At 42.3% G+C, this 26,603-nt stretch carries 26 protein-coding genes and 1 tRNA gene; 22 read left to right on the top strand and 5 right to left on the bottom strand.

Translation table 11 applies throughout. The annotated features are described in order from the left end of the window. Positions 1-65: 65 nt before the first annotated feature. From WAA86_RS07315 to WAA86_RS07305, 3 genes are all read left to right on the top strand, one after another. On the top strand, positions 66-632 hold the full coding sequence (locus WAA86_RS07315) for an RNA polymerase sigma factor (protein WP_337300345.1): 567 nt from the start codon (positions 66-68) through the stop codon (positions 630-632). 93 nt (positions 633-725) lie between these two features. Further along, positions 726-1,484, top strand: coding sequence for a hypothetical protein (locus WAA86_RS07310; protein WP_337300344.1), 759 nt, complete (start codon positions 726-728; stop codon positions 1,482-1,484). Between the two features lie 103 nt (positions 1,485-1,587). Then, on the top strand, positions 1,588-2,655 hold the full coding sequence (locus WAA86_RS07305) for a hypothetical protein (RefSeq protein ID WP_337300343.1): 1,068 nt from the start codon (positions 1,588-1,590) through the stop codon (positions 2,653-2,655). A gap of 34 nt (positions 2,656-2,689) precedes the next feature. Here the strand turns inward: WAA86_RS07305 and WAA86_RS07300 are convergent, their stop codons facing one another. Next, positions 2,690-2,935 (bottom strand): zinc-ribbon domain-containing protein, encoded by a 246-nt coding sequence (locus tag WAA86_RS07300; protein ID WP_337300342.1) that lies wholly within the window; start codon positions 2,933-2,935, stop codon positions 2,690-2,692. Positions 2,936-3,044: 109 nt separating this feature from the next. On the opposite strand from WAA86_RS07300, the gene dnaG reads away from it, so the two are divergent. After that, complete coding sequence (gene dnaG / locus WAA86_RS07295) at positions 3,045-5,024, top strand: DNA primase (RefSeq protein ID WP_337300341.1); 1,980 nt, start codon at positions 3,045-3,047, stop codon at positions 5,022-5,024. 61 nt (positions 5,025-5,085) lie between these two features. Here dnaG and WAA86_RS07290 read toward each other — a convergent pair whose 3' ends face one another. After that, positions 5,086-5,715: a response regulator transcription factor gene (locus tag WAA86_RS07290; RefSeq protein WP_337300340.1), complete on the bottom strand. Its 630-nt coding sequence runs from the start codon at positions 5,713-5,715 to the stop codon at positions 5,086-5,088. 170 nt (positions 5,716-5,885) lie between these two features. Next, entirely contained in the window at positions 5,886-6,674 is a 789-nt protein-coding gene (gene nadE / locus WAA86_RS07285) for an NAD(+) synthase (protein ID WP_337300339.1), read from the bottom strand. A gap of 92 nt (positions 6,675-6,766) precedes the next feature. Between nadE and gldB the strand changes: the two genes are divergently transcribed. From gldB to WAA86_RS07270, 3 genes are all read left to right on the top strand, one after another. Continuing rightward, positions 6,767-7,729 (top strand): gliding motility lipoprotein GldB, encoded by a 963-nt coding sequence (gldB, locus tag WAA86_RS07280; RefSeq protein ID WP_337300338.1) that lies wholly within the window; start codon positions 6,767-6,769, stop codon positions 7,727-7,729. 65 nt (positions 7,730-7,794) lie between these two features. Beyond that, positions 7,795-8,130, top strand: coding sequence for a gliding motility protein GldC (gene gldC, locus WAA86_RS07275; RefSeq protein WP_337300337.1), 336 nt, complete (start codon positions 7,795-7,797; stop codon positions 8,128-8,130). 45 nt (positions 8,131-8,175) lie between these two features. Further along, positions 8,176-8,562 (top strand): GTPase, encoded by a 387-nt coding sequence (locus WAA86_RS07270; RefSeq protein WP_337300336.1) that lies wholly within the window; start codon positions 8,176-8,178, stop codon positions 8,560-8,562. Positions 8,563-8,576: 14 nt separating this feature from the next. Here the strand turns inward: WAA86_RS07270 and yihA are convergent, their stop codons facing one another. Together yihA and WAA86_RS07260 are read right to left on the bottom strand one after the other, a co-directional pair. Continuing rightward, positions 8,577-9,203 carry a ribosome biogenesis GTP-binding protein YihA/YsxC gene (gene yihA, locus WAA86_RS07265; protein ID WP_337300335.1) on the bottom strand — a complete coding sequence of 209 codons (627 nt, stop codon included), beginning with the start codon at positions 9,201-9,203 and terminating at the stop codon, positions 8,577-8,579. Between the two features lie 12 nt (positions 9,204-9,215). Further along, on the bottom strand, positions 9,216-9,980 hold the full coding sequence (locus WAA86_RS07260; RefSeq protein WP_337300334.1) for an alpha/beta fold hydrolase: 765 nt from the start codon (positions 9,978-9,980) through the stop codon (positions 9,216-9,218). A gap of 267 nt (positions 9,981-10,247) precedes the next feature. Here WAA86_RS07260 and mraZ point away from each other — a divergent pair, with 267 nt between their 5' ends. From mraZ to WAA86_RS07185, 15 genes are all read left to right on the top strand, one after another. After that, positions 10,248-10,712, top strand: coding sequence for a division/cell wall cluster transcriptional repressor MraZ (mraZ, locus tag WAA86_RS07255; protein ID WP_337300333.1), 465 nt, complete (start codon positions 10,248-10,250; stop codon positions 10,710-10,712). Next, positions 10,699-11,595 carry a 16S rRNA (cytosine(1402)-N(4))-methyltransferase RsmH gene (rsmH, locus tag WAA86_RS07250; RefSeq protein WP_337300574.1) on the top strand — a complete coding sequence of 299 codons (897 nt, stop codon included), beginning with the start codon at positions 10,699-10,701 and terminating at the stop codon, positions 11,593-11,595. Before mraZ ends, rsmH begins: the two co-directional genes overlap by 14 nt. Positions 11,596-11,630: 35 nt before the next feature. Then, complete coding sequence (locus WAA86_RS07245) at positions 11,631-11,948, top strand: FtsL-like putative cell division protein (protein ID WP_337300332.1); 318 nt, start codon at positions 11,631-11,633, stop codon at positions 11,946-11,948. Then, positions 11,948-13,954 (top strand): penicillin-binding protein, encoded by a 2,007-nt coding sequence (locus WAA86_RS07240; RefSeq protein ID WP_337300331.1) that lies wholly within the window; start codon positions 11,948-11,950, stop codon positions 13,952-13,954. Before WAA86_RS07245 ends, WAA86_RS07240 begins: the two co-directional genes overlap by 1 nt. Beyond that, positions 13,951-15,414, top strand: coding sequence for a UDP-N-acetylmuramoyl-L-alanyl-D-glutamate--2,6-diaminopimelate ligase (locus WAA86_RS07235; RefSeq protein WP_337300330.1), 1,464 nt, complete (start codon positions 13,951-13,953; stop codon positions 15,412-15,414). Before WAA86_RS07240 ends, WAA86_RS07235 begins: the two co-directional genes overlap by 4 nt. 43 nt (positions 15,415-15,457) lie before the next feature. After that, a complete protein-coding gene (gene mraY, locus WAA86_RS07230) occupies positions 15,458-16,678 on the top strand; it encodes a phospho-N-acetylmuramoyl-pentapeptide-transferase (protein ID WP_337300329.1) in 1,221 nt (406 codons plus the stop codon). Next, a complete protein-coding gene (gene murD, locus WAA86_RS07225; RefSeq protein ID WP_337300328.1) occupies positions 16,678-18,012 on the top strand; it encodes a UDP-N-acetylmuramoyl-L-alanine--D-glutamate ligase in 1,335 nt (444 codons plus the stop codon). The genes mraY and murD overlap by 1 nt, the downstream gene beginning before the upstream one ends. Position 18,013: 1 nt before the next feature. After that, positions 18,014-19,213, top strand: a complete 1,200-nt coding sequence (locus tag WAA86_RS07220; protein ID WP_337300327.1) for an FtsW/RodA/SpoVE family cell cycle protein — start codon at positions 18,014-18,016, stop codon at positions 19,211-19,213. Further along, positions 19,200-20,291 (top strand): undecaprenyldiphospho-muramoylpentapeptide beta-N-acetylglucosaminyltransferase, encoded by a 1,092-nt coding sequence (gene murG / locus WAA86_RS07215; protein WP_337300326.1) that lies wholly within the window; start codon positions 19,200-19,202, stop codon positions 20,289-20,291. The genes WAA86_RS07220 and murG overlap by 14 nt, the downstream gene beginning before the upstream one ends. Positions 20,292-20,310: 19 nt before the next feature. After that, positions 20,311-21,663, top strand: a complete 1,353-nt coding sequence (gene murC, locus WAA86_RS07210; RefSeq protein ID WP_337300325.1) for a UDP-N-acetylmuramate--L-alanine ligase — start codon at positions 20,311-20,313, stop codon at positions 21,661-21,663. Beyond that, positions 21,653-22,372 (top strand): cell division protein FtsQ/DivIB, encoded by a 720-nt coding sequence (locus tag WAA86_RS07205; protein ID WP_337300324.1) that lies wholly within the window; start codon positions 21,653-21,655, stop codon positions 22,370-22,372. The genes murC and WAA86_RS07205 overlap by 11 nt, the downstream gene beginning before the upstream one ends. A gap of 3 nt (positions 22,373-22,375) precedes the next feature. After that, complete coding sequence (ftsA, locus tag WAA86_RS07200; RefSeq protein WP_337300323.1) at positions 22,376-23,707, top strand: cell division protein FtsA; 1,332 nt, start codon at positions 22,376-22,378, stop codon at positions 23,705-23,707. Positions 23,708-23,754: 47 nt separating this feature from the next. Further along, the gene (ftsZ, locus tag WAA86_RS07195; protein WP_337300322.1) at positions 23,755-25,731 is read left to right on the top strand and encodes a cell division protein FtsZ; all 1,977 of its coding nucleotides are present in this window, start codon (positions 23,755-23,757) and stop codon (positions 25,729-25,731) included. Positions 25,732-25,831: 100 nt separating this feature from the next. Then, complete coding sequence (locus WAA86_RS07190) at positions 25,832-26,281, top strand: GatB/YqeY domain-containing protein (protein WP_337300321.1); 450 nt, start codon at positions 25,832-25,834, stop codon at positions 26,279-26,281. Between the two features lie 17 nt (positions 26,282-26,298). Continuing rightward, positions 26,299-26,372 (top strand) — tRNA-Arg (locus WAA86_RS07185). Positions 26,373-26,603: the final 231 nt, after the last annotated feature.

Genomic DNA, 26,603 nt, shown 5'->3' with positions numbered 1-26,603 from the left:
CTCTTCCAAGCAACCTTTTTTAATTTTAGAGCGTCTATAAAAATAGAACTCAACACCAACCCGCTTTGAAAATAATTACTTTTTATACCAATGAAAAGCTCCTGATCAAAAAGGCAGCTTCTGGGAAGCGCGAGGCTCAGCAATGGCTGTATGAGAGGCATTCTCCTAAAATGCTGAGTGTCTGCAGGCAATATATCAAGGATTTGCAGTTTGCTGAGGATGTTATGGTTCAAGGTTTTTTAAAGGTATTTACCCACTTGAACTCTTTTAAGCATGAGGGTAGTTTTGAGGGATGGATCCGGAAAATAATGGTGAGGGAATGCATCACCTATCTCAGAAAACAGCAGCCCATTGTATTTGATGGGGAAATGCTCGATAATCAATCACAAGATTATGTTTCCATAGGTTCTGAACTGGAGGTAAATGAAATTCAAACCTTAATTGACGCCTTGCCAGAGGGGTATAAGTTGGTATTTGGACTCTATGCTTTGGAGGGTTACAAGCATAGTGAGATCGCCGAAATGCTGCAGATTTCTGAAAGTACCTCCAAGTCGCAATTGTACAAGGCGAGGAAACGATTACAGGAAGAATTAAGGTCTTTGGCGGCCTACGGACAAATACATACCCCTTAGTGATTGTGAATAGCCTTGCTGCCATTTGATTTCGCAGGGGTAGGTAGGAGTTTTGATTACAGTTGAACATTAATTAGAGTTATTATGGCACCCATGAAGTTTGAAGAACAGATGAAGGATAAGTTGGATCGGAGGAAAATAGAGCCATCCGAAAACGCATGGGAAGCCATAGCTTCCCAGATCAATACGACCAAAAGACCTGGTCGCCCCAATAGCATCTTTTGGTATGGTATAGCAGCCGGATTTATAGGCGTTGTTTTGGTCTCTTCCATTTATATCATGGGTCGGGGCAAAACTGCTACTGAGGTGGATCAAGTGGTGGACACGGAAAATGTACAAACTTCCAGTGAAAAACAGCAGCTTAGTAACCGTAGTACCGAGCAACAAGGGGAAAAACAGGACAAAAATATTAGAGAGAAAAATATTTTGGGAAGTATTGCTGAAAATTCGGTAGCCAATGAGAAAAAGGATAACGAAAGCAACATTTCAGACCGATCAAAGACCGGAACTAGAGCTGTTGCCGGCCAAATTACAGGCGAATCCAACGGAGATTTGCCTCTACAGACCCAGGAGGTCATTGATTCCAAAATCTCCCAAATGATGGAACAGATTGGTTTGCTGGAGCAAAACCAAGTGAAAGTCACCGATGTGGAAATAGATTCCTTGATGAGAGGTGCGCAACAGGAAATAATTAAGGAACAATTGTTTCTCAAGAATAATACGGTAGATGCCATGGCTTTGTTGGTACAGGTAGAAGGTGAAATGGACCGGACTTTTAGGGATCAGATTTTTGAAGCCCTGCGGGACGGTTTTCTAAAAGTGCGAACAGCTGTTGCATCCCGGAATGAATAAAAAAAATAAGTAAAAAATTCATCAATCATTAATCAAAAGTCCTCTAGCGCCCCATTCAATTAAGAATGGGGGCGGGAAGGGACTGAAAAAAATCGGAACAGTTATGAGAACTTTAAATGTGTTATTAGTGTTAGTGGCAATCTTGGTCTTCAGCGGAAATGGGTATGCCCAGGAAGCCAGTAGAAATAGGGTGGAAGAATTGAAAAATTCTAGAAATAAAGTAACGGACCAGGAAAAGGAAGCGTTGAAATTGGAAATTTTGGAGATCAACAAATTGTTGGAAGTCAAAAAGATAACGGAGGAGGAGGCTCAAAACCTTAAGCAGGAGGCGGCAAAGAAACGGGCGCTGAACATAGAGAACAGGTTGGCAATCATTGATAATAAAATATTGTTGTTGGAACGTAACCCCAATGAAGAGTATTTAGGTATTGCGTCAGATACTTTGCAATGGAAACTTAGATTGGGAATTGATAAGGATAATAGGCCGCTTTTGGCCGTCAATTCGAATAAAAAGAAGGCAGAACAGGCTTATGACCGCCGTACCTATTCGGATTTGGTCATGGCGTTTGGTTTGAACAATTCTTTAATAGAGGGTCAGACATTGGAGGATTCTCCCTATAAAATCGGGGGAAGTAGATTTTTTGAAATTGGTTGGGCATGGAGAACCAGGGTTTTTGAAAATTCCAATTTTATGAGGTTGCATTACGGTGTTTCATTTCAATTCAACGGTTTGAAGCCTACTGATAATCAATATTTTGCAACAGATGGGGACCAGACCGTCCTAGAGGAATTTCCGAACGACTTGGAAAAAGCGAAACTAAGAATGGATAATTTGGTTTTTCCCGTACATTTAGAATTCGGGCCTTCCAAAGTTACCACATCGGAGAATGCTATTCGCTACGCTGTGGATAAACAATTCAGAATTGGAGTAGGAGTCTATGGTGGTGTTAATATGGGTACACGTCAAAAATTAAAATATGAAATTGATGGGGACGATATTAAGGACAAAATTAAAAGAGACTACAATTCAAGTAACTTCATTTATGGAATTAGCGCCTATACCGGATTTGGCGGGACCCTGTTATATTTCAAATACGATCTTAATCCTTTGTTCAAGGATGCGGTAGTTGAACAGCGGAACATATCACTGGGTCTTAGGTTTGATATGTAGTCTGTGAACAGGGTGGTTAGGGTGAGGATGTAACTTAGTCAATACCCAAGGCTTGCCTCATTTCCGGTGTAAATTCATTTTTGTAGTAGGCCCTTTTACAGTGGGAGCATTCCACAAAATGGTTGGTGGATACTTTGAAAAGGGAGATCCAGAAAAGATGGAAATAGGTAGGGGAGGTGATTGCGCTCAGGGTATTGGTTTGCTTGCAATAGGGACAGGAAATACCGGCCAATAATTTGGTTTCTTCCTTGCCCGATTTTGTGCCCAAAAATAAGATCATGTTTTAATGGCTTTTTCTTTCGTCCTTACTGGTGTAAAGTTATGCAATAGATTTCTCTTTCAAAAGCGCTCCTATTTTGTTACTTTTAAGCCCACTCTAAACTACTGCTTTGATTTCAAAATCTACCATAGACCAAGTATACGAAACCGCCAGATTGGAAGAGGTGATTGGGGATTTTGTACAGCTCAAAAAGTCGGGATCCAACTTCAAGGGCCTCAGTCCATTTACCGATGAGCGCTCCCCTAGTTTTATGGTTTCCCCGGTAAAACAGATCTGGAAAGATTTTTCCAGTGGGAAGGGAGGGAATGTTGTTGCTTTTTTAATGGAACACGAACATTTCACCTATCCGGAGGCCATTAAATATTTGGCAAAAAAGTACAATATTGAAATTGAAGAGACCGAGCAGAGCAGCGAACAAAAGGAAGAGGCCAATGAAAGGGAGAGTATGTACCTCGTCTCCGAATATGCGCAACAATATTTCACGGAAACCCTCAGGGAAACAGAGCTGGGCAAGGCCATAGGGCTTAGCTATTTCAAAGAACGTGGTTTTACTGACGAAACTATTGAGAAATGGGGTCTTGGGTATTGTTTGGATCAATGGGATGCTTTTACCAATACCGCTTTGGACAAAGGGTATCAATTAAAATACCTCGAAAAAACGGGTCTGACCATTATCAAGGAAAATCCAGGTGGCGGAGAAACCAAAAAATTTGATAGGTTCAAGGGCAGGGTCATGTTTCCCATTCATTCCATGAGTGGGAGGGTTTTGGGATTTGGGGGTAGAATTCTCACCAACGACAAAAAGGCGGCCAAGTACCTCAATTCTCCGGAAAGTGATATCTACCACAAAAGTAAGGTCCTCTATGGGATCTTTCACGCCAAACAAGCTATTGCCAAGGAGGACAATTGCTATTTGGTAGAAGGGTATACAGACGTGATACAGTTTTACCAAAGGGGGATACATAACGTTGTCGCTTCCAGTGGTACCGCCCTTACGCCAGATCAGATCAGGTTGATCAATAGGCTTACCAAAAATATTACGGTGTTGTTTGACGGGGATGCTGCAGGGTTAAGGGCATCGTTGCGGGGGATCGACCTTATTTTGGAACAGGGCATGAATGTTAAGATATGTACCTTTCCGGAAGGAGAGGATCCCGACAGCTTTTCAAAGAATAATACCTATGAGGATGTGATTGCCTATTTGCAAGACAATTCCAAGGATTTCATACAGTTCAAGGCTTCACTTTTGGTTGAGGAGGCTGCGAACGATCCCATCAAACGGGCCGATACCGTGAGGGATATCGTACATAGTATTTCCAAGATCCCCGATAGGATCCAAAGGGAGATCTATGTCCAAGAATGTGCCAGTATCATGAACATTTCCGAAGCGGTCCTGTTCAATACTTTGGCTCAGATCGGTAAAAAGGATATGGCCGAGGCTGCTAAAAAGGCCCCTCAGGAGCAAAGGGCATTTGAAGTGGTAAAGAACGATAAGAAGGCGGTTGAAAAGGTAGATGTCCAATATGAATTGGAACGAAAACTCATTGAGCTCTTGCTATTGTACGGCAATCAGAAACAGGAATTTGAAGATCTGATCCTTAAAGAGAACGAATCTGGGGATTTGGTTTTGGAACCCGAGGTTCTGGAGGCCAAGGTATATGAGAAAATATATTTGGACCTTCAAGAAGATGAGATAGAGCTTACCCATGAGCAATTTAAGAATATCTACTATAAGCTGATCGAAGGCCTCAACGAGAAAGAAGACTTTGCTATCAACAGTTTTTTGTCGGAGTTGGACCAGGAACTGGTATCCGAAATTTCTTCCATTTTGATGGAGGAGGATAAGTATGTGCTTCACGATTGGGAACGGAAGGATATTTATCCAAAAGAGAAAAAGGTAGGAGTGGCACAATTGGTCAGTGAGACCATCCTTACGCTTCGTTGTTTTCTGATCAAAAGGAGAATAGACGTTCTACAGCAGAATACCCAGAATATGGAGGAAGACCATAGGGAAACGCTCGAGGAAATCATGAACTACCTGCAGTTGAACAAATTGCTCAACAAGAAATTGAATAGGGTGCTGTCCTAATTTTTATAAACAAAAAAGCCACGGTTTTTACCATGGCTTTTGATATAACTTTAGTGAAGATCTAATAAAGTTCCAATGCCTTTGCTTGTTGCAATAGATCTACGAGATTGTCCACATTTAATTTTTTCATCAATCTGGCCTTATAGGTGCTGACCGTTTTTTCATTGAGGTTCAGCCCTAGTGCTACTTCTTTATTTCTTTTTCCGCTGGCCAATAATTTCAAGACTTCAACCTCCCTGGAAGAGAGTTTTCTGAAAAATCTTCTTGGTTTTTGGGTGCCTTCATCAAATGCCAGTCGCTGGGCCAATTCATTGGTTATGAACATATTGCCTTCGCTAACTTTTCGTGTGGCCGTTATGATGTAATCTATATCGGCTACTTTAGACAAATATCCATAGGCGCCAGCTCTAATGGTACTAAGTGCATAAACATCCTCTGATTGTCCGCTATAAATTAGAACCTTGACATCGGGAAAATCCTGTTTCATTTTTCTCAAAGCGGCAATCCCATTGATTTCAGGAATATCCATTTCTAAAATGACCACATCTGGAGTTACTCTTTCCAATTTTTTAAACAGCTCGTCAGTATTCGAAACGTCATCAATGACCTCAAAATCAGAAGCAGCTTCCAATACGTGTTTGATGCCCATTCGGACAATAGGATGATTGTCTGCAATTAAAACTTTTATCATTATGCTTTGTTTTGTAGATCCCAACGTCACTTACTTCATCATAAAAAAATACTGACAGGTAATGTAAGGTTAAAATCTTTAATTCCTGAAACAAATGTTGGTTTTTTTTGACAAATCACCCATTTTTTGGCATTTTATTCGTCTTATTTACGCTATTTTCTGCTAAGTGGTTATTTTAAAGCAATGGGTATCTCACAAACCGGTATCGGAATCATCTTATGTTGGTTGGCAGTGTTGTATCTCATAAAGATACGAAAAACTTCTTTTTCCCTTCCTGTGAAATCACTTTCAGCTTTACCTTCTTCCTTCATTTTCATGGCCCATTCCAATTCGGGATAGGATGCTCCTATTTGGTCCTCATCCGTTCTGTCATCACCCCAAAGTCCATCTGTAGGTGCTGCCTTGATGATCTCCTGGTTTATTCCAAGTACTTCGGCGATGGCATACACTTCTGTCTTCAAGAGATCAGCAATAGGACTAAGGTCTACACCCCCATCTCCGTATTTGGTATAGAATCCGACCCCAAAATCCTCAACCTTGTTTCCGGTTCCGGCAACCAGGTACCCTTCCAGTGCGGCAAAGTAGTAAAGCGTGGTCATGCGCAATCTTGCACGGGTATTGGCCAAGGACATAAAACGTTCCTCTTCTGTCTCTACCGGAGGGAGGGAGGCAACCAATTGATCGAATACGGGCGTTAGGTTCACTTCTTGTCTTTTTGCCCTTGGGAAATTCTTCTCCAACCAGTTTATATGTCTACTGGCTCTGTCCACCTGATTTTCGGCTTGGTGGATGGGCATTTCCAAGCACAAAAGGTCCAGCCCTGTTTTGGCACAGAGTGTTGAGGTTACGGCGGAATCAATGCCCCCGGAAATACCAATTACAAATCCCTTGCTTTTGGCATTGGTTGCATAATCTTTTAGCCATTTTACGATATGATCTATAACTTTTTCCGTTTGCATAGAAGTCCTTTTTAAGTTGAAAACAATTAACTTTGCTCCGTAAAAATAAAGCGTAAGCGCTTAATATTAAAGTGTAGCAGTAATTACTTTAGATGAAAAATCCAATTGTACTGATTTTGGGGCTGTGTTTTGTACTTATGGCCTGTGGTGAGGATCAAAAAGTCAAGGAAGAGGTTCAGAATATAGATGTTGATGTAAAGGTTTTACGTTTTGATAGGGATTTTGCCAAAGCCGGGCCTTTGGATATCCCTGTGCTTAAAAAGACGTACCCGTATCTGTTTCCTGCCCAATATCCCGATAGTATTTGGGAAACAAAATTAAAGGATACCCTGCAAAGGGAGCTTTTGGAGGAAGTGGGAACTGCTTTTCCAAATTTTGACAAGCAGACCAGGGATCTGGAATTGTTTTTTAAACATGCCAAATACTACTTCCCAAACTTTAGCGTACCAACGGTTGTGACGATTACTTCCGATGTGGATTATAACAATCGGGTCATATTGGCCGATTCATTGTTGATCATTGGACTGGACAACTATCTGGGACCGGAACATAAGTTTTATGGCGGTATACAGAAATATATTTCCTTTGGTCTGGATGCGGAGTATATGGTGAGCGATGTGGCTGCAGCATTTGCAAAAATGGTAAATCCGTATCCAGGGGAGCGTACCTTCCTGGCACAACTGATCTATTATGGTAAGGAGCTTTACCTGAAGGATAAGCTTTTGCCATTGGAATTGGATGCGAAAAAAATTGGATACACTCCAGAGGAATTGGAATGGGCCAAGGTCAATGAAGAAATGATCTGGCGTTATTTTATTGAGCGCGAACTCCTGTACAGCACGGACGCCAAACTTGGAATGCGGTTCTTGGACCAGGCACCTTTCTCAAAATTTCAGTTGGAATTGGACAATGAGTCGCCCGGACGTATCGGAAGGTATATTGGGTGGGAAATTGTAAGGTCGTTTATGGAAAAGAACAATGTGACCCTGCAGCAGATGTTGGGTCTTCCTGCCGAAGAGGTGTTCAGAAGGTCTAAATACAAGCCCAGTAAATAGGGCATAAGGGGTAAAGTATCTAAGGTTTTCAAGGAAATCAATCGATTAAAATAAAAAATATTGAAATGTCAAAACTAGTAACTTCAGAGATAACGTTAAGGGTAGCTGTAGATGAAAATAGGGTTCCGGAAAAATTGAGCTGGTCCGCACAGGATGGTGGTATCAACAATGAGGAAGCCAAGGCCATGTTGCTTTCTGTTTGGGACAGCAAAAATCAGGAATCCCTTAAAATAGATTTATGGACCAAGGATATGCCGGTGGATGAAATGAAAGTATTCTTTCATCAGACTCTGGTTTCCTTGTCCGATACCTTTATGAAAGCTACACAAGATGAGAAAATGACTGCGACCATGAAGGATTTCTGTGATTATTTCGCGGAGAAGTTGGAGCTCAAGAAATAGGCACATCTGTAAGTATTTTGGTTTTGATGTGACTTAATGGTTGATATGGACAACAGTAGGACAGCAGTAACCAAAGAAAAATTACTTTTCATTTACAATGCCAATTCTGGGAAGAGAAATGCGGTAATGGATATGGCGCACAAGATACTGAGCCCCAAAACCTATGAGTGCAATCTGTGCGACATTACTTTTGGGGTGTTTTCGGAAAACAGCCTTTGGAAAAACTTTAGGCTGCAGTCTTCCGTGGAAATGGAATTCTTGCATAAAGATGAGTTTTCCAAGGCGTATGCGTCCAAATTTGGGCACAAATTTACCTTCCCCATTATTCTTGCTGATACCGGTAACGGCTTGGAAGTGTATGTTGGAACCGAAGAGTTGAATGCCCTTGAGAAAGCAGAAGATTTGATCGCAATTCTTAAGAATAGGGGGTAAGGTCTCTGTTAAATTCAGAAAACTGAATTTTGGATTTCCTTAAAGAACTGCTCGTTTAGGTCGTCAATAAAGAGCAATAGTTCTTCCCTTCCCGTGTCATTGGTGGAAGAGGTTACAAAATACTGTGGAGCTTCTTCCCAAATACCGGCCAATAAATCTTTGATGTAAGCGGCAATATGGTTTTCTATGGCCTTGGGTCTGAGTTTGTCCGCTTTGGTAAAGATGATACAGAAGGGTATGCCGTTTTCACCCATCCACTCCATAAATTCCAGGTCAATCTTTTGGGGTTCATGTCTAATATCTACCAAAACAAATGCGCACACCAATTGCTGGCGTTCCATAAAGTAATCGGTAATGTATTTTTGGAAGGTTTTTTTGTCTTTTTTGGATACACGGGCATAACCGTAGCCCGGTAAATCTACCAAGAACCAATTTTCATTGATTTTAAAGTGGTTGATCAGCTGTGTTTTTCCTGGCCTGCCCGATGTTTTGGCCAAGCTCTTCTTTTGGGTCAACATGTTGATCAGGGAAGATTTCCCCACATTGGACCTACCGATAAAAGCGTATTCCGGTAATGGTTCCTTCGGACAATGGGTCACCTTGGAATTGCTCATTACAAAGTCGGCCGACTTAATTTTCATGTCAATCTTGCTTTAGAAATTGCGCTTGTTGAGCCAGGCCTCCAGGAGTGCATTAAATTCTTTAGGGTGCTCCATCATGGGGGCGTGCCCACATTTATCTATCCAATAAAGCTCGGAGTCCGGCAATAATGCATGGAATTCATTGGCAACATTGGGAGGTGTAACATTGTCATTTTTACCCCAGATAATACATACCGGGGTCTTCATGTTGGGAAGGTCCTTGGACATGTTATGGCGTATGGCGCTCTTGGCTATGGCCAATGTTTTGACCAGTTTTATTCTATTGTTGACTGTGGCGAATACCTCGTCAACAATTTCTTTGGTGGCTACTTCGGGATCGTAAAAAACGTCCTGTGCCTTCTTTTTTATGAATTCATAATCCCCGCGTTTTGGATAGCCGTCACCCATAGCGCTCTCATACAATCCTGAGCTTCCGGTAATAACGAGGGCTTTGACCATCTTGGGGTATAGTTTGGTGTGTAATAGCCCAATGTGGCCACCGAGTGAATTCCCTAAGAGAATCACATCCTCAAGTCCCTTAAATTCGATAAACTGTTCCAGGAATTTAGCAAAACTTTTGACGTTTGTCTTGAGTAGGGGCATGTCATAGATTGGAAGTTCAGGAACGAGCACTTTATAGCCCTTTTCGGGAAAGTAATCCATCACTCCGTGAAAATTGCTTAGACCGCCCATGAGACCATGCAGGATGATTATGGGTTTTCCCTCACCTGTCTCGATATATCTAAATTTTCCTTCTTTAAGTATTTGTTCTTCCATTTAAGGATGGCTTCTGGTCTTATGTTGACAAATATAGACAATTCCACCTAATAGCAATGCATTTGGATAAAATGTACGGGCTGTAATAACTCGCTGTTTTAAAGGGTGTTTCGAAAAGTCTACCACTTTTTTTTGAGCTATTTATCAAGGTGTTATACGCTATTTCGATTCTAAAAATAAGAAATTTATCAACAATGTGGTAATTTGTGGTAAATAGTGGTAATAATTTCTATATATTTGAGTTATATAAACAAACCGACCGCTTTTGTGATAAGTTTCATAGGGACATACGAGTGTAAAGCCGATGTTAAGGGCAGGATAATGATGCCTGTTGCCCTTAAGAATCAGATGGCCCCTATGCTTTCCAATGGTTTTGTTTTGAAGCGCTCCGTTTTTCAGCCTTGTTTGGAATTGTATCCCATGGAAGAGTGGAATCTTTTGATGGAGAAGATGAACAAAAAAAACCGTTTCAAAAAGAAGAACAATGATTTTATCAGGCGATTTTCTGCTGGGGTAAAGGTGGTGGAGGTCGATGCTACGGGTAGGTTGCTGATTCCTAGGAATTTGGTGTCCATAGCGGGAATTACCAAGGATGTGGTGTTGAGTTCGGCTATCAACATTATTGAGATTTGGGACAAGGATAGTTATGAAAAAGTAATAGACGAAACCGCTGAGGATTTTGCGGATTTGGCAGAAGAAGTAATGGGAGATGATGGAGATGAGTTATCATAATCCGGTATTGTTGAAGGAGTCTGTGGATGGGCTCAATATTAAAGAGGATGGGGTGTATGTTGATGTCACCTTTGGTGGTGGAGGGCATTCCCGTGAAATACTGAGCAGATTGGGAGAAAAAGGCAAATTGTTCGCCTTTGATCAGGATGAGGATGCATTGGAGAATGCTTTGGATGACGAGCGTTTTCAGTTGATCCATGAGAATTTCAGGTACATGACCCAATTTTTGAAATTCTATGGCGTAAGAAAGGTTGATGGAATTTTGGCCGATTTTGGTGTTTCCTCTCACCAGTTCGATAAGGCCGAACGTGGTTTTTCAACTAGGTTTGATGCCGACTTGGATATGAGGATGAGCAAGAAAAACACCATCTCTGCCCACGATGTGGTCAACAAGTACTCTTACGATAATCTAAGAAGGGTTTTGTTTGAGTACGGGGACCTGAGAAATGCCAATGCCATGGCCAAGGTGATCGAGGTGGCAAGAGAAGAGTCTCCGATACAGACAACAGATCAGTTGAAGGGGGTGTTGAAGCAATTTTTGCCGGCCTCCAAGGAGCATAAGATCTTGGCGCAGATATATCAGGCCATCCGTATTGAGGTGAACCAGGAGATCGAGGTGATCAAAGAATTTTTGATGCAGGCGCCTGGGCTTTTGGAAAAGGGTGGAAGGCTCAGTATGATCAGTTACCACTCATTGGAAGACCGCTTGGTAAAACGCTTTATCAGGGCGGGCCAGTTTGATGGGGAGCCGGAAAAAGATTTCTATGGGAATATAAATGTTCCCTTGAAAAAGGTTGGAGGGTTAATTGTTCCAACCCGAGAGGAGATAAAATTGAACAATAGGGCGCGTAGTGCCAAATTGAGGATAGCGGAAAAGATATAATCGGGATGGGTTTTGGCCTACATATATAATAAGGTATGAGAAAAGGAATTTTGGACATTTTAAAAGGTAAGTTTTTGGTGAGCGGGGATGCTCCCAAAAATTGGCTTTTTATCATTTTCGCCTCTTTTTTGGCCACGGTAATGATTGCCAGCTCCCATAGCGCAGATAGTAAGGTGCACCGCATTGCAAGTTTAAATGAGCAAGTTAGGGAGCTGAGGAGTGAGTTTGTGGATGTGCGCTCAGACCTACAGGGATTAAAGCTGGAGTCGGCCATTATGGGGACTCTGGAAGAAGATGGATTGTTTCCTTCGGAAACGCCCCCAAACAAAATAATAGTAAAGTCGAAAGAATAGTGGCTACAACGGAAAAAAACATATTGACCCGGTTGTATATAGTGGTGGGATTTCTCTTTCTCTTCGCTATTGCGGTGTTGGTGAAGCTGGTCAGCATCCAAATGGTGGATGGTGACAAGTACCGAAAGCTGGCCATGGATCGTACTGAAAAGATGTTTACCATTGCCCCGAATCGGGGCAATTTGTATTCTGATGACGGGAGTTTGTTGGCGACCTCGGTTTCTAGGTATTCCATTCGTTTTGATGCGGAAACGGTAAGTGACAAGGATTTTGAAGAGCATGTAAAACCGCTATCGGATGCGTTGTCCAAAACATTCAATAAGCCTTCTTCCTACTACCAACAACTATTTCGTAAGGCCAAGGCCAATAAGAACAGGTATAAATTGATAGCCCGAAATCTGGATTATTCGGACTATATGAAAGTTAAGGAGTTTCCTTTGTTCAACAAGGGTCCTTACAAGGGGGGTCTAATTGTAGAGCAAAAAACGGTTAGGGAGCACCCGCTTGGGAAAATGGCGGAACGAAGCGTTGGGTATGAAAGGGTAGATGAAAACGGCTATTACACCCGAGTTGGTCTGGAAGGAGCCTTTGGGGAGTATTTAAGGGGTGTGGAAGGCAAGCGATTGAAACAGAAGATTGCCAAGGGCCAGTGGAAGCCTATCGGGTTCGATAATATCGTGGAGCCTAAAGATGGTTATGATGTTATTTCCACCATTGATATCAATATTCAGGATATAGCACATCATGCCCTGTTGGGGCAGTTGGAGAAGTACAAGGCAGATCACGGTTGTGTTATTGTAATGGAGACCAAGACCGGAGAAGTGAAGGCTATCTCCAATTTGGGTATTACCAATGACGGCAATTATTACGAGCGTTTAAACTATGCTGTTGGCGAATCCCATGAGCCTGGATCCACTTTTAAATTGATGTCCTTGGTTGCGGCATTGGAAGATAAGGTGGTAGATACCAGTACTGTTATTGATACAGAAAAAGGACAATGGCGTGTTTATGATAGGACCGTGAGGGATTCTAAATGGGGTGGTTATGGAAAAATTTCCGTTTCCAAGGCCTTTGAACTTTCTTCCAATACGGCCTTTGCTAAGATCATCCATAACAATTACAAGGATAATCCTGGAAAATTCGTCAATAGATTGATGAATATGGACCTTCACAAGGAGTTGGGTCTCCCCATCAATGGAGAAGGTAAACCTGTTATTCGATATCCCGGGGATAAGGGCTGGTCCGGAATCTCATTGGCATGGATGTCGCACGGATACGAGGTGGCCCTTACGCCATTGCAGACACTTTCCTTTTACAATGCCATTGCCAATGATGGGGAAATGGTAAAGCCGCGATTGATCAAAGAGGTGAGGGAGTGGGATAAGACCATTCTGAAATTTGACAAGGAAGTGATCAATCCTTCTATTTGTTCGAAGGAAACAGTGAGCAAGGTACAGCAACTCCTAAAGGATGTTGTGGAAAAGGATTACGGTACGGCCCATAGTTTGTATTCGCCCAATTTCTCCATGGCCGGAAAGACAGGAACATGTCAAAAGGACTACGTATCCAAAGATCCCAATAAATTAAAGTACATCTCTACTTTTGCCGGATATTTTCCAGCAGATAATCCAAAATACTCCTGTATAGTGGTAATCCACGAACCGGATAAAAGTGTGGGATATTATGGAGCGGACGTTTCCGGTCCGGTATTCAAGTCCATCGCCCAAAAAATTTATGCTACCAATCCTCTGACCGATAAGATCGAAGATTTGAGGCCAAAGCAGGCGCAGTTGGATAAGAACTATCAGCAATATTATACCAAGGCACAACAGGAGTATAATATGGTGCCCAATGTGAAAGGGATGAGTGGCATGGATGCCGTAGCCCTTTTGGAAAATTTGGGTATTGAGGTAGAGGTCAAAGGAAATGGAAAGGTAAGAAGACAGTCCATCTCCCAAGGAACGGAATTGAGCAAAGTCAAAAAAATAATATTGGAACTTTCATGATATTGTTAAAGGACATATTATATGGGGTTAGTCTTTCCGCGGTAAGCGGGAGCACCAATGTTATGGTCAATTCCATTGTTTTCGATTCCAGAAAAGTGGGATTGGATGATGTTTTTGTAGCTATTAAAGGAACCCTTACGGATGGCCATAAATTTATAGAACAGGTTGTTGCGGCCGGAGCTAAAGCGATTATTTGCGAGGAGTTGCCCACTGATATGGTCAATGGGGTGGTCTATATAGAAGTGGACAATGGCAATAAGGCCTTGGCCATCATGGCTTCCAATTTCTACGGGAACCCTTCCAAGAACTTGAAATTGGTTGGCGTCACCGGTACCAATGGAAAAACTACCATTAGTAGTCTGTTGTACCAATTGTTCAAAAAGGCCGGATTTAAAGTGGGATTGATTTCTACCATTAAAATAATGGTCGATGACGAGGTATTTGCCACAAGCCATACCACTCCAGATGCGTTGACCATCAATTATCACATGCATTTGATGAACGAGGTGGGGGTAGAATACTGTTTTATGGAGGTGAGCTCCCATGGAATTCATCAAAAAAGAACAGAGGGCCTTGTATTTGCAGGTGCCATTTTCACCAATCTGTCCCATGACCATTTGGATTACCATAAAACTTTTGCAGAATACAGGGATACTAAAAAAATATTGTTCGATAAGTTGCCGAAATCTGCTTTTGCCCTGACCAATATCGACGATAAAAACGGGTTGGTGATGCTACAGAATACGAAGGCCAGAAAGTTTACATATGCACTAAAATCCTATGCGGATTACAAGGCGCAGATCTTGGAAAACCAATTTCACGGCCAGTTGTTGAAGATCGATGGAGATGAAATTTGGTCCAGATTAATAGGGGATTTCAATGCTTACAATATGTTGGCGATTTATGCCACTGCTGATCTTCTGGGGTTGGAAAAGTTGGAGATCTTGAGGTTGCTGAGCGAACTGGAAAATGTTGACGGAAGGTTTCAATACTTTATATCAAAAGAAAAAATTACAGCAATAGTCGATTATGCCCATACGCCGGACGCATTAAAAAATGTACTTATTACGATAAATGCATTGAGGACTGGAAATGAAAAAGTCATTACCGTAGTGGGGTGCGGTGGTGACAGAGATAAGTCTAAACGTCCGGTTATGGGTCATATCGCTACAGAATTCAGCAATCAGGTGATTTTTACATCCGATAATCCCCGAACAGAATCTGCAGCTCAGATCATCAAGGAAATGGAAGAAGGCGTAGAGGCGCAAAATGTACGCAAGGTGCTTGCCATAGAGAATAGGGAGCAGGCTATTAAAGCGGCCTGTCAATTGGCGGAGGCCAATGATATCATCCTTATAGCTGGAAAAGGCCATGAAACGTATCAAGAGACCAATGGGGTACGCGTGGAGTTTGACGATTATAAGAAAGTGAAGGAATTATTAACGGTTTTAAATAAGTAGCAATTCCATTTTCATTTGGGAAGGAAGAAAATAGAAAAGATATATGTTGTACTACCTCTTTGAATATCTCGAAAAGCATTACCAAATTCCGGGTGCGGGACTGTTTCAGTTTATCACATTCCGTGCTGCTATAGCCGTTTTGTTCTCATTGATCATAGCAACCGTCTATGGAAAGCGAATCATCCTTTTTCTCAGGCGCAAACAGATTGGTGAAACCGTGAGGGATTTGGGGCTTGAAGGACAAAAGCAAAAGGCAGGTACGCCTACCATGGGGGGGTTGATCATTATTATTGCGACCTTGATTCCGGTGCTTTTGTTTGCAAAGCTGGATAACATTTATATCATTTTGTTGATCATCACCACTATTTGGATGGGGATCATCGGCTTTGTTGATGACTACATAAAAATTTTTAAGAAGGACAAGGAAGGATTAAAGGGAAGGTTTAAAATAATGGGTCAGGTGGTTTTGGGCCTCATCGTGGGTGCTACCCTTTATTTTCATCCCCAAGTAACCATGAAAGAAGCCAACAGGACCGTAATTACCGAAAATTATACGGTTGCTGTCAAGTCAGGTGATGAGATCAAATCCACAAAAACTACGGTTCCATTTTTTAAGAACAATGAGTTGGATTACAGTGTTTTTATAACCTGGGCCGGGGAGGGAATGCTCTCTTATGCCTGGTTGATCTTTATTCCTATTATTATAATCATTGTAACTGCAGTATCAAACGGAGCCAATCTCACTGACGGGATTGATGGTTTGGCAGCGGGTACCTCGGCAATTATTGTATTTGCCCTGGGGATATTTGCGTTTGTCTCGGGTAATATCATTTTCTCCGACTATTTGGATATAATGTTCATACCCCGGGCTGGGGAGTTGGTGGTGTTTATAGCGGCCTTTTTGGGGGCCTTGGTAGGATTTTTATGGTACAATGCTTTTCCTGCCCAAGTGTTTATGGGAGATACGGGAAGCCTTACCATTGGTGGGGTGATTGCGGTGATAGCCATCATCGTGCGAAAAGAACTCTTGATACCTGTGCTTTGTGGAATCTTCTTTGCCGAATCAATTTCGGTAATGCTACAAGTGGGCTATTTCAAGTATACGAAGAAGAAGTTTGGTGAGGGAAGACGTGTTTTCCTAATGGCTCCCCTGCATCACCATTACCAGAAGAAGGGATATCACGAAAGTAAGATCGTTACCCGATTTTGGATCATAGGAATACTGTTGGCAATTGTTTGTATCGTAACCCTAAAAGTACGCTAATGAAAAGGTTGGTCATATTGGGAGGTGGTGAGAGTGGAGTAGGTGCGGCTATCCTGGGCAAGCAAAAAGGATATGATGTCTTTGTGTCCGATAGGGGCAAAATAAAGGATAAATATAAAGATGCCCTAGAAAATCTGGGGGTGGATTGGGAAGAGGAGCGCCATACCGAAACCAAAATATTGATCGCCGACGTGGTCATGAAAAGCCCCGGTATCCCCGATTCAGTTTCCTTGGTGGTAAAGCTTAAGGAGATGGGTATCCCAGTTATCTCCGAGATCGAGTTTGCGGCCCAATACACCGATGCGACCTTGATTGGAATAACCGGTAGCAATGGTAAGACCACAACCACGATGTTGACCTATCATTTGTTGAAAAGTGGTGGTCTAAATGTGGGTATGGCCGGTAATATTGGTGACAGTTTTGCGAAAATGGTGGCAGAACAGCAGTATGATTACTACGTGTTGGAAATAAGTAGTTTTCAATTGGATGGTACGGTGGACTTTAAACCCCATATCTCCATCATAACCAATATCTCGCCGGATCATCTGGACCGATATGATTACAAGTTCGAAAATTATATCGAATCCAAATTTAAGATAGTACAGAACCAGACCGCTGAGGACTATCTGATCTATGATGCTGATGATGAGGTATTGATGGATTATTTGGAAAAAAATAAAATACGGCCCAAGTTGATCCCCTTTTCCTTAGAGAAGGAATTTGCAGAAGGCGCATATATAAAAAACAACAAAATACAGATTACAACACAAAATAACACAATGGAGATGGAGCAAGACACTTTGGCTTTAGAAGGCAAGCACAACCTTAAAAATACGATGGCGGCATCTACTGCGGCCAAATTAGTGCAGATTAGAAAACAAACAATCAGGGAAAGTGTCCAGAATTTTCAGGGGGCTGCCCATCGTTTGGAAAAAGTTCTGAAGATCCATCATGTACAGTACATCAATGATTCCAAGGCTACCAATGTAAATGCCACATACTACGCCTTGGACAGTATGAAGACCCCTACCGTTTGGATTGTTGGTGGCTTGGATAAGGGCAATGATTATAAGTCACTGATGCCCTTGGTAAGGGAAAAAGTAAAGGCCATTGTTTGCTTGGGCTTGGATAATTCCAAGATATTGGATGCATTTGGCAATGTGGTAGACCTCATGGTGGAGACTTTTTCCATGGAAGAAGCCATTAAGGTTGCATATAAGATCGCGGAACGCGGTGATACCGTTTTGTTGTCCCCGGCATGTGCCAGTTTTGACCTGTTCAAGAATTATGAGGATAGGGGGGATCAGTTTAAAGAAGCCGTAAAAAATTTATAGGGTGATAGACTTTTTTAAAAATATCAAAGGAGATAAGGCCATTTGGGGGGTAGTAGCCCTCTTGGCCTTGTTTTCTTTTTTGCCTGTTTACAGTGCCAGTAGCAATTTGGTGTATGTGGTAGGTAATGGGACTACGGTAGGGCATTTGTTGAAACATGCCATGCTGTTGATCCTGGGATTTGGTGTCATTTATGGTGTGCATAAGATACCGACCCACTTTTTTAAAGGCCTGTCGCTCATAGCCATGCCCATTGTCTTGTTGTTGTTGATCTATACGTTGGCTCAAGGGACCACCATTGAAGGTGCCAATGCCAGTAGGTGGATACGGCTTCCTTTGGTAGGATTTACTTTTCAAACCTCTACATTGGCATCTGTAGTGCTAATGATCTATGTGGCCAGATACCTGACCAAGATCAAGGACAAGGAAATTCGTTTTAAGGAGAGTATCCTGCCCTTGTGGCTGCCAGTTTTTTTGGTGTTGATCCTAATTTTACCGGCCAACTTTTCTACGGCGGCCATAATATTTTTTATGGTATTGCTGCTTTGCTTTATGGGAGGGTATCCCATAAAATACCTAATGGGCATTGTTGGTAGCGGACTTGCGTTCCTCACTCTTTTTGTGCTCTTGGCCAAGGCGGTACCGGATTTGTTCCCCAATAGGGTGGATACATGGATCAGTAGGGTAGAGAGTTTCTGGAATCCCGAGGATACCGAAGCAGATTATCAGATCGAAAAAGCAAAAATTGCCATAGCTACCGGCGGGATTGTAGGGAGCGGTGCCGGGAAGAGTGTCATGAAAAACTTTTTGCCCCAAAGTTCCTCGGATTTTATCTATGCCATTATCGTAGAGGAATACGGACTGGTTGGAGGTTTTGCCATTATGTTCTTTTACCTGTTGCTATTGTTCAGAATCGTAGTGGTGGCCAATGGAAGTTCCACCGTTTTTGGCAAGTTATTGGTTGTTGGGGTAGGTTTGCCTATCGTGTTCCAAGCCCTGATCAATATGGCTGTTGCAGTGGAACTGTTTCCTGTGACCGGACAGACCCTTCCATTGATCAGTAGTGGAGGTACCTCAATTTGGATGACCTGTCTTGCAATAGGTATTGTATTGAGTGCAAGTAACAAGAATATGGAGGAAGAGGAGAAATCCTCGGAATTGGATGATACTAACCCTTTAGAAATATTAAGTGGACAGTTATAGATTTATTCTTTCAGGGGGTGGTACAGGCGGACATATATATCCGGCAATAGCTATTGCCAATGAATTGAAATTAAGGTATCCCGATGCCGATATTTTGTTCGTAGGTGCCAAGGATAGGATGGAAATGGAAAAAGTGCCTCAAGCGGGGTACAAGATAGAAGGATTATGGATTAGCGGGTTGCAACGGAAACTGACCCTTAAAAATTTAATGTTTCCCATAAAATTGATCAGTAGTTTGGTAAAGGCAAGGAGCATCGTGGCGAAGTTTAAACCCCAAGTGGTCATTGGTACCGGGGGATTTGCCAGTGGTCCGCTTTTGAAGATTGCCTCCAACAAAGGGATTCCTTGTGTCTTGCAGGAGCAGAATTCCTATGCTGGGGTCACCAACAAGCTATTGGCTCAGAAAGTAGCGAAGATATGTGTCGCCTACGACGGAATGGATCAATTTTTTCCTGCGGGTAAAATTGTAAAAACGGGAAATCCGGTTCGGAGTGATTTGATGCAGGTGTCCGTTGATGGCAAGGCGGCGGTAGATTTTTTCGGATTGGATGCGGAAAAGCCTGTTTTGTTGATATTGGGCGGTAGTTTGGGTGCCCGTAGGATCAATCAATTGATAGAAGAGAAATTGTCCTTTTTTGAGTCGCTGGGTTTACAGTTGATATGGCAGTGTGGGAAACTCTATCACGGCGAGTACAAAAAATACAATTCGAATACGGTAAAAGTGTTCGATTTTCTGAATGAAATGAATTTTGCCTATGGGGCGGCGGATATGATAATCTCAAGGGCGGGTGCAGGTTCTGTATCTGAACTGTGCATTGTGGGAAAACCAGTGGTATTTATTCCATCCCCCAATGTTGCAGAAGACCATCAAACAAAAAATGCCCAAGCACTGATTTCGGAGAATGCTGCCGAAATGGTAAAAGAAAAAGACTTAAATACACATTTTGAAGTGGTTTTCAAGGAGATTTTCAATTCTGAGGAACGCCAGGCAAAGTTGAGCACCAATATTAAGAAATTGGCAATGCCGAATGCCACCAAGCATATCGTGGACGAGATTGAAAAATTATTAAAGAACTAAAGGCCTATAGGGGACATTAATGAATATTAAGGATCTACATAGCGTTTATTTTATAGGAATTGGAGGCATAGGAATGTCTGCTCTGGCCCGATATTTCAAATTTATTGGAAAAAATGTTGGGGGATACGATAAAACGGAAAGTCCCTTGACCAAGGAATTGGTGGAGGCTGGCATGGAAATCCATTACGAGGACAATCTGGAACTTGTGCCCGAACACTATAAGAAACCCGTGGGAACCTTAGTGGTATATACTCCGGCAGTGCCAGTAGATCATGAAGAATACCAATATTTTGTAAGAGAAGGGTTTGAAGTGAGGAAAAGATCTGCCGTATTGGGGATGATCACCAATAACAGCTTCAGTTTGGCAGTTGCCGGTACCCATGGCAAAACCACCACTTCAAGTATTTTGGCCCATCTACTGCATGAGGCTGGGATGCCCATTACCGCTTTCTTGGGAGGTATTTCTGAGGATTTCAACAGTAATTTTTTGCTGGAGGGCACAGAGGTGTCCGTTGTGGAGGCCGATGAATTTGATAGGTCCTTCCTGCAGCTTACACCGGATGTTGCCTGCATAACTTCCATGGATGCGGATCATTTGGATATTTATGGTACCAGTGAGGCATTGGTTCAGTCGTTCCATGATTTTGCGGGACGGTTAAAGTCCAATGGAAAACTCTTTGTCCGCAAGGGGCTGCCAATGGAAGGAATTACCTATGGTATCGAAGATGGTTCGGATTTTTGTATCAAAGACCTCAAAATAGAGCGTGGTGCTTATTTGTTTGACCTCGTCACGCCGGGGGAGACCTTCAAAGGGGTTACGTTCAGTAAGCCAGGGAAACATAATTTGCTCAACGGTTTGGTGGCTTTTGCTATGGCACTGCAAACGGATGCTCCCAAAGAGCGTTTGGTTGCCGCTCTGGCAACATTTAAAGGGGTGCAAAGGCGTTTTTCATACCGTTTAAAAAGGGAAGATTTTGTTTTCATCGATGATTATGCCCATCATCCTACGGAAATAAATGCCGTATATCAAGCGGTTTCAGAAATGCATCCGAACAAAAAAGTGTTGGCCATATTTCAGCCCCACCTTTTTTCGAGAACGCGGGATTTTATAGATGATTTTGCCCAAAGTCTGGAAAAATTTGGCAGCCTACTGCTGTTGGATATTTATCCGGCAAGAGAAAAACCAATAGAAGGGGTTACCTCGGAATGGTTATTGCAAAAAATAAACAACCCCAACAAGAAACTTATTGCAAAATCGGATTTGATAGCAGAGATCAAAAAACAAGCTCCAGATGTTCTAGTGACCATGGGAGCCGGTGATATAGGTTTGGAAGTTATAAAAATTGAAAAAGAATTCACTCATGAAAATTAATTGGAACTATCTGAAATTAGGGTTGTTGCTACTGTTGGTTATGGGTCTTTATGCGTTTTCCAACCATAGGAGCAAGGAGAAAATCGTAAATGATATCGAAATACAGTTTTTGGGGGATCAAAACCTCTATACCACCCATGAGATGGTTAATAAATTGTTAATACAAAAATACGGTAGCCTTAAAAACGTGCCCAAAGAAAAATTAGTTTTGAATACCATAGAGAAGGTTATTGAGACCGATGATATGGTAAAAAATGCCCAAGTGTATCTTACTGTAGATGGGAAACTTACGTCGAAGATCTTGCAGCGTAAGCCAATCGGAAGAGTTGAGGGGGTTAATAAGTATTATGTGGATGATGAGGGAAAACGCATGCCGTTCTCCAAAAATCATTCTGCAAGGGTGCCCATAATTACGGGCAACATCACTGGAAAAAGTTTGGAAGATATATACGTTATCCTCGAATATATCAATACGGATACTTTTCTAAGAAAAAATATTATCGGCATTCACGTGGGTGACGATGGCGATTACCAGCTAAAGTTCCGTATGGAGAACTTTGTGGTGAATTTGGGGAGTGTTGAAAATTTAAGGGAAAAGTTCAACAATTTCATGGCCTTTTATAACAAGGCCACCAAGGACAGGACATTGAATCATTATGATTTGGTGAGTTTAGAGTATAATAATCAAGTAGTGTGCACCAAAATTTAGGGTATGGAACAAGGTAGTTATTCGGTTGGATTGGATATTGGAACCACCAAGATAGTGGCCATTATTGGGAAGGAGAACGAGTACGGTAAAATTGAGATTCTAGGTATCGGAAGATCCAAGAGTCTTGGCGTACATCGCGGTGTGGTGAATAACATTACACAAACCATCAAGTCCATTCAACAGGCCATTGAGCAAGCTGAGGCTAATTCAGGTTTGAAAATAGGGTCCGTTGTAGTAGGTATAGCAGGTCAGCATATTAGAAGTTTGCAGCATAGTGATTATATCACCAGGGTTGATTCTGAGGAGGTCATCAATGATGATGATCTGGACAAGCTGTGCAACCAAGTATACAAATTGGTCATGTTGCCTGGAGAAGAAATAATCCATGTGCTGCCACAGGAGTACAAGGTAGATGGTCAGGCGGAAATCAAACAGCCAATAGGGATGTACGGAGGACGACTGGAGGCTAATTTTCATGTCGTGGTAGGGCAAGTATCTTCCATCAAGAATGTTGGAAGATGTATCAAAAGTGCAGGTTTGGAACTGGGTAGTATTACTTTGGAGCCACTTGCATCTGCCAACGCGGTTTTGAGCCAGGAGGAAAAGGAGGCCGGAGTTGCCCTTATAGACATAGGAGGAGGAACCACGGATCTTGCCATTTTCAAAGATGGCATCATCAGGCATACAGCGGTAATTCCATTTGGGGGCAATGTCATTACGGAAGATATCAAGGAAGGATGTTCCATCATAGAGAAACAGGCGGAACTTCTAAAAATAAAATTTGGATCGGCTTGGCCAGGGGAGAACAAGGATAATGAGATCGTTTCCATTCCCGGATTAAGGGGAAGGGAGCCCAAGGAAATTACCCTTAAAAACCTCTCCAAGATCATCCATGCCCGGGTGGTGGAGATCATAGAACAGGTCTATGTGGAAATCCAGAACTACGGTCATGAGGACCAAAAGAAAAAACTGATTGCGGGGATAGTGCTGACCGGTGGAGGAAGTCAGTTGAAGCATTTAAAGCAATTGGTAGAATATATTACGGGGATGGATACCAGAATTGGATATCCCAATGAGCATTTGGCAGGCGATTCTGATGAGGAAATTGCCAGTCCCTTGTATGCTACGGCCGTTGGACTGTTGATGAATGCCATCAATACAAAGGCCAAGGTGAAAGCCATTGAAGAGTCCCATGACGAGGTGGAAACGGAAGTTATCTATGATGAAGGTAATGGACAGGCCACCACGGAGCAACCAAAAACATTAAGAGAAAGAAAATCCATATTTGACAAATGGTCCGAAAAGTTGAAAGACTTTTTGGATAATGCGGAATAGGGCATAGAATTGAGAACACATATCGTATAACCAGTAATACAAAAAGAATGAGTAAGAACACTGAATTTGAAAGTATAGCTTTTGATTTGCCCAAGAATCAAAGCAATGTCATAAAAGTCATTGGTGTAGGAGGGGGTGGTAGCAATGCCATCAATCACATGTTCCAGGCCGGGATCAACGGAGTGGATTTTGTGATATGCAATACAGATTCACAGGCATTGGAAAACAGTCCAGTTCCCAATAAAATACAATTAGGGGTTTCCCTGACCGAAGGATTGGGCGCTGGTGCAAATCCTGAAGTTGGAGAGCAGGCCGCTATTGAGAGCATGGAGGATATAAAGTCCATGTTGGGAACCAATACAAAAATGGTATTCATCACTGCAGGTATGGGTGGGGGAACAGGTACTGGAGCTGCCCCTGTTATTGCCAAGCAAGCCAAGGAATTGGATATTTTAACGGTAGGTATTGTGACCATTCCTTTCCAATTTGAAGGAAAAATGCGTTGTGAGCAGGCCCATGTGGGAATGGAGAAACTGCGTAGAAATGTAGATTCATTAATCGTTATAAACAACAACAAGCTAAGGGAGGTTTACGGTAATTTGGGCTTTAAGGCCGGCTTCTCCAAGGCAGATGAAGTGTTGGCAACTGCTGCTAGAGGAATAGCGGAAGTAATTACCCATCACTACACTCAGAATATAGATTTACGCGATGCCAAAACGGTCTTGTCCAATAGTGGTACCGCCATTATGGGATCTGCTGCGGCATCCGGTTCATCAAGGGCCCATGAGGCCATCATGAAGGCCTTGGATTCTCCATTATTGAACGACAACAAGATTACTGGTGCTAAAAATGTGTTGTTGCTCATCGTTTCTGGATCACAAGAGATCACTATTGACGAGATTGGGGAAATCAACGACCATATCCAAATAGAAGCCGGACACGGAGCCAATATCATCATGGGTGTTGGTGAGGATGAAAGTTTGGGAGAGGCCATTGCTGTAACGGTCATAGCCACGGGTTTTAATTTAGACCAGCAGGATAATATTGTGAACACGGAATCCAAAAAGATTATTCACACTTTGGAAGACGAGCAAAAAGCCGAGCAGGATTTGATGCTTTCTTCCCGTAATGTTGTGCATCAATTGGAATTGGAAGAAGAGGAAGAGGTAACTCCAACACCCGAGCTGGTCGTTAAACATGAATTGGTAGAAGAAGAGGAAGAGGAAATAGTGGCCAAGGCCGCTGTAAAGGAAATGGATTTGATACCAACGACAAGTTATATCAAGAACTTCAATGTCTTTTATGAAGAGGTCATTGCAGAAAACGTGCAAGAGGATTTTATCGTTATTGAATCCAAGGACAGTCTAAGTGATATTGAGGTTGTAGAGCCTGTATATGTTTCTTCCAAAAAACAAGATGAGGATCAGTTCACCTTGAGTTTTGATATGCCTTTGAGCCATTCCAAAAGAAATGAGGAAGAGGAAGAAGAGAAGGAGCATACCATTACCTTTAATTTGGACGAGGTGAGGGAAATGGATGTTAGGGAGCATATAGAAGTAGTACCCGTATTGGAATACAATAAGAATGGTGAGAAAAGATACAGCTTGGATGATTATATGGAACTTGAGCAAAAATTGACCGGTGCCAAATCCAAAGCGGAAAAGTTTGAACCCAAGATATTGGAGGACGAGTTAGTTTTTGAAAAGAAAACTGTTCAAAAGGAAGAATCATCCCACGTAGAGGAAACCAAGGAGATTGATCCTATGGATACTCCTTTGGAAGAATTGTTGAAGGCTAGGGCCGATGAGCGTAGAAGGAAGTTAAAAGATTTCAACTACAAGTTCCAGAACAGCATGAACAGGATAGACGAAATAGAGAAGCAGCCAGCCTATAAAAGGCAGGGTGTAAACTTGAACGAGGCTTCCAGGGAAAACAAGGTTTCCAGGACCTCTTTAAGTGAGGACAGTAATGACGAGATTCAAATGCGATCCAACAATTCGTTTTTGCACGATAATGTAGATTAAGGAAAACAGTTTCTTTTCACTTTTTAGATAAGTTTAAACCCGAAAATACAAGTTGTTTTCGGGTTTATTTTTTATCTTCGCACCGCTAAAATATATGGATATGAGCTTGCAACAACGCGTAATGGAAGAAATGAAAACGGCTATGAAAGCCAAAGATTCCGTTGCTTTGGAATCGCTTAGGGCCATTAAATCCGCTTTGTTATTGGCACAGACCGAAACAGGTTCCGGTGCCGGACTTACCGAGGAGGATGAAGTGAAATTGGTACAGAAGCTGGTTAAACAGCGCAAGGACAGTGCGGCCATTTATACGCAGCAGGGTAGGGCAGATTTGGCAGATCCTGAATTGGCTCAAGCAGCTGTTATTGAGAAATTTTTACCAGAACAGCTTACCGAAGAGGAAATCGAGAAAGTAGTGGTACAGACCATTGATGCTGTTGGGGCTTCAGGAATGAAGGATATGGGGAAGGTTATGGGGATCGTTTCCCAGGAATTGGCCGGTCAGGCAGATGGTAAAACTATTTCCAATATCGTTAAAAGAAAACTTTCGTAAATTTGTAATGTATTAATGGCCTCGTGGCGCAACTGAATAGCGCATCAGATTTCGGCTCTGAGGGTTACAGGTTTGAATCCTGTCGAGGTCACGAATAAACCACAAAAAAGTGGATATGCAAGCGAGCTTCAAAAATGAAGCTCGCTTCTTTTTTGAAGTATAGCGAAGTATATCTTTTTGTGGTTTTCAAAGCGGAGCTTTGCAGGAAAGGCGCAGCCAATCCTGATTTATTAGTTTTATTGGATGCTCGCTTCTTTTTTGAAGTATAGCGAAGTATATCTTTTTGTGGTTTTCAAAGCGGAGCTTTGCAGGAAAGGCGCAG

It is taken from the genome of Sediminicola sp. 1XM1-17 (assembly GCF_037203765.1).
Lineage (GTDB): Bacteria > Bacteroidota > Bacteroidia > Flavobacteriales > Flavobacteriaceae > Sediminicola.
This window is presented reverse-complemented; position numbering and strand designations above follow the sequence as displayed.